General features: G+C 71.3%; 3 protein-coding genes. All 3 read right to left on the bottom strand.

Annotated elements, in window-relative coordinates; genetic code table 11:
- Nucleotides 1–269: 269 nt before the first annotated feature.
- Genes AC2VNT_RS14290 through AC2VNT_RS14280 form a run of 3 tightly spaced genes read right to left on the bottom strand, consistent with a single transcriptional unit; the run spans nucleotide 270 to nucleotide 3,861 of the window.
- Nucleotides 270–1,715 (bottom strand): vWA domain-containing protein, encoded by a 1,446-nt coding sequence (locus tag AC2VNT_RS14290; protein ID WP_486947483.1) that lies wholly within the window; start codon nucleotides 1,713–1,715, stop codon nucleotides 270–272.
- A 7-nt stretch (nucleotides 1,716–1,722) separates the two neighbouring features.
- Entirely contained in the window at nucleotides 1,723–2,598 is an 876-nt protein-coding gene (locus AC2VNT_RS14285) for an AAA family ATPase (protein WP_486947482.1), read from the bottom strand.
- Nucleotides 2,599–2,631: 33 nt separating this feature from the next.
- Nucleotides 2,632–3,861, bottom strand: a complete 1,230-nt coding sequence (locus AC2VNT_RS14280) for a glutamate-5-semialdehyde dehydrogenase (protein WP_486947484.1) — start codon at nucleotides 3,859–3,861, stop codon at nucleotides 2,632–2,634.
- Between the last annotated feature and the right edge of the window lie 27 nt (nucleotides 3,862–3,888).

Raw genomic sequence — 3,888 nt, 5'->3', positions numbered from 1 at the left:
GTCACGAATTCCACGGCGACTGGAACTACACGCTCACCGCCGACCACACCGCGACACGCCCACCAGAACCCGATTAATTACTGCGCGAGCCCTTAGCGGCGTGATCTGCGGTGTGGACTACGCGCGCATGACCGCGTGCAAGGACCCGCAGGGGCGCGGGTTCGTGCTGTCCCCGAAAGGGCCGGGGTGGCTCCCCCACGTGTGAGTAGCGTAGTTCCGACCGCCGGATAGGAGCAGCGACGCGTTCTGCACGCTCGCGCCGGAAGTGGCTACACCGGCAGCAGTCCGTCGATCACCCCGGCCAGCTGCTTGGCCGACCGACACTCGTGCATGGTGATCACCTCGCGGTACCAGGAGACCGCCGAATCGCCGCTGTCCCAGAGGTGTTTGGGCTCGGGGTTGAGCCAGTGCGCGTGCCGGCTGGCGGTCACCAGGTGGGTGAGCACCTCGGTCGCGGGGTTGCGGTAGTTGGTCCGGGCGTCGCCGAGCACCAGCAGGGAACTGCGCGGCGACAACACATTCGGATAGTTCTCGGCGAACGACACGAACGCGTTGCCGTAGTCGGAGTGCCCGTCGCGGGTGTACACCCCGGCTTCGGTGGTGATCCGCTGCACGGCGACCGCCAGGTCGGCATCGGGCCCGAACAGGTGGGTCACCTCGTCGGTGGTGTCGACGAACGCGAAGACCCGGACCCGGGAGAACTGTTGGCGCAGCGCGTGCACCAGCAGCAGGGTGAAGTGGCTGAAGCCGGCCACCGACCCGGAGACGTCGCAGAGCACCACCAGCTCGGGCCGGGCCGGCCGCGGCTTGCGCGACACCAGGTCGATCGGGACGCCGCCGGTGGACATCGACTTGCGCAGCGTCCTGCGCAGGTCGATCGCCCCAGCCCGGGAGCGGCGACGGCGGGCGGCCAGCCGGGTGGCCAGCGTGCGGGCCAGCGGCGCCACCGCCCGGCGCATCGCCCGCAGCTGTTCGCCGGAGGCGCGCAGGAATTCCACGTTCTCGCTCAGCTGCGGGATTCCGTACATCTGGACGTGGTCGCGACCCAGCTGTTCCGCGGTCCGGCGTTTGGTCTCCGCCTCGACCAGCTTGCGTAGCTGATCGATCCGCTGCACGGAAACCGATTTGGCGATCTGCTGCTGAGCCGGGCTGGGCTGGTCTCCGTACGGTGCGAGCAGCCCGGCCAGCAGCCGGGCGGTCAGCTCCTCCAGCGCCAGCGCCTTGATCACCTGATACGACGAGTACGACGTTCCCCGACTCGATTTGTACCTGCCGTGCGCCTCGACGATCCGGGCGATCATCGCCGCCAGGGCCTGGTCGGTCTCGGTTTGGTCGCCGTCGCCGGTGAGCAGATCGACCAGCATCGACCGCGTCGCATCCAGGTCGTCCCGGATCGACTCGAAATCATCTGCGTCCTCGTCTGTTCCGGCTTCGGCGACCGACGTCCGGGTGCCGAGCGCGGCCGGGAACCACAGGTCGAACATCGCGTCGTAGGTGTCGCGGTGGTCGGCCCGGCGCAGCACCGCGCAGGCCAGGCCGGCGCGCAGCGTCTCCCGGTCGGCGAGGCCGAGGACGGCCAGTACCCGGCCGGCGTCCACCGTCTCCGACGGGCCGACCGAGATGCCCTGTCCGCGCAGCGCTTCCACGAACCCCACCAGATGGCCCGGGATGCCGTGCGGGGCCAGGGGCTGCGGGGGTCGGCTGCGGCGAACCATCGGGGCCTCAGTTCAGCCGCAGCTCGCCGGCGGCGCGCACCTGGTCGGACTGGTGTTTGAGCACCACACCCAGGGTCTGGGCCACGGTGGCGTCGTCGACGGTGTTCAGGCCCAGCGCCAGAACGGTTCTGGCCCAGTCGATGGTCTCGGCCACCGACGGTAGCTTCTTCAGCTGCATGCCGCGCAGCACGCCGACGATGCGCACCAGCTCGGCCGCCAGCCGCTCCGGCAGCTCGGGCACCCGGGACAGCAGGATGCGCCGCTCCAGGTCGGCGTCGGGGAAGTCGATGTGCAGGAACAGGCAGCGGCGCTTGAGGGCCTCGGACAGCTCCCGGGTGGCGTTGGAGGTCAACACCACGAACGGCGTGCGCGCCGCGGCGATGGTGCCCAGCTCCGGGACGGTGACCGCGAAGTCGCTGAGCACCTCCAGCAGCAGGCCCTCGATCTCGATGTCGGCCTTGTCGGTCTCGTCGATGAGCAGCACGGTGGGGTCGGCGCGCCGAATCGCGGTCAGCAGCGGACGCGACAGCAGGAACTCCTCGGAGAACACGTCGAGCTTGGTGGCGTCCCAGTCCCCCGACCCGGCCTGGATGCGCAAGATCTGCTTGGCGTGGTTCCACTCGTAGAGGGCGCGGGCCTCGTCGACGCCCTCGTAGCACTGCAGCCGCACCAGGCCGGAGCCGGTGGCGGTCGCCACCGCCCGGGCCAGCTCGGTCTTGCCGACCCCGGCCGGACCCTCGACCAGCAGCGGCTTGCCCAGCCGGTCGGCGAGGAACACCGCGGTGGTGGTGGCGGTGTCGGCCAGGTAGCCGGTCTCGGCCAGCCGCCGCGCGACATCGTCGATGTCGGTGAACAGCGGCGCGTGCCGTGCGGGTGTCTGCACGAGGGGCTCTCCTAGCGGACGAGGACGATCGGCTCAGGCCGGACGGGTGTGGCCCTTTCCCCACACGATCCATTTTGTCGAGGTCAGCTCCGGCAGGCCCATCGGGCCGCGGGCGTGCAGCTTCTGGGTGGAGATGCCGATCTCGGCACCGAAGCCGAACTGCTCGCCGTCGGTGAACGCCGTCGACGCGTTGACCATCACCGCCGCCGAGTCCACCTGTTCGGTGAAGCGCTGCGCGGCGGCCATGTTGGTGGTGACGATCGCCTCGGTGTGCCCGGTGCCGTATTCGTTGATGTGCGCGATCGCGTCGTCGAGCCCGTCGACCAGCGACAGCGCGATGTCCATCGAGAGGTACTCGCGGCGCAGGTCGTCCTCGGCCGCGGCGCCGGTGCCCCCGCCGTGCACGGTCACCCCGGCGGCAGCCAGCGCGGCCAGCAGCCTAGGCAGCGCCTCCTCGGCGATCGCGGTGTCGACCAGCAGCGTCTCGGCGGCGTTGCAGACGCTGGGCCGGCGGGTCTTGGAGTTCAGCAGCACCCGCTCGGCCACCGCCAGGTCGGCGTCGGCGTGGACGTAGACGTGGCAGTTGCCCACCCCGGTCTCGATGGTGGGCACTTGCGCGTCGCGCACCACCGCGTCGATCAGGCCGGCCCCGCCGCGCGGGATCACCACGTCGACCAGGCCGCGGGCCTGGATCAGGTGGGTCACCGTGGCCCGGTCCGAGCTGTCCAGCAGCTGCACCGCGTCGGCGGGCAGGTCCGCACCGGCCAGCGCGTCACGCAGCACCGCCACCAGGGCGGCGTTGGACTTCACCGCCGACGAGCTGCCGCGCAGCAGCGCCGCGTTGCCGGACTTGCACGTCAGCCCGAATGCGTCGACGGTGACGTTGGGCCGGCCCTCGTAGACCATGCCCACCACGCCGAGCGGAACCCGCTGCTGGCGCAGCTGCAGCCCGTTGGGCAGCGTGTATCCGCGCAGCACCTCGCCGACCGGGTCGGGCAGCCCGGCCACCTGGCGCAGGCCGGCGGCGATCCCGTCGACCCGCTGCGGGTTCAGCGCCAGCCGGTCCAGCATCGCCTCGGCGGTGCCGCCCGCCCGGGCCGCGGCCAGATCCTCGGCGTTGGCGGCCAGGATGTCGTCGACGCGGGCCAGCAGCGCATCGGCGGCGACGTTCAGCGCGTTGTCCTTGGCCACGGTCGGCAACGTCGCCAGCATCCGGGCGGCCACCCGGGCCCGCCGGGCCGCGTCGTGCACCTGTCGGCGCAGATCCGCACCGAGCCGCTGGGCCGGCTC

This window comes from Mycobacterium sp. TH-M15, from assembly GCF_057473705.1.
The sequence above is the reverse complement of the archived record's forward strand: the minus strand, read 5'-3'. Positions and strand labels throughout refer to the sequence as shown.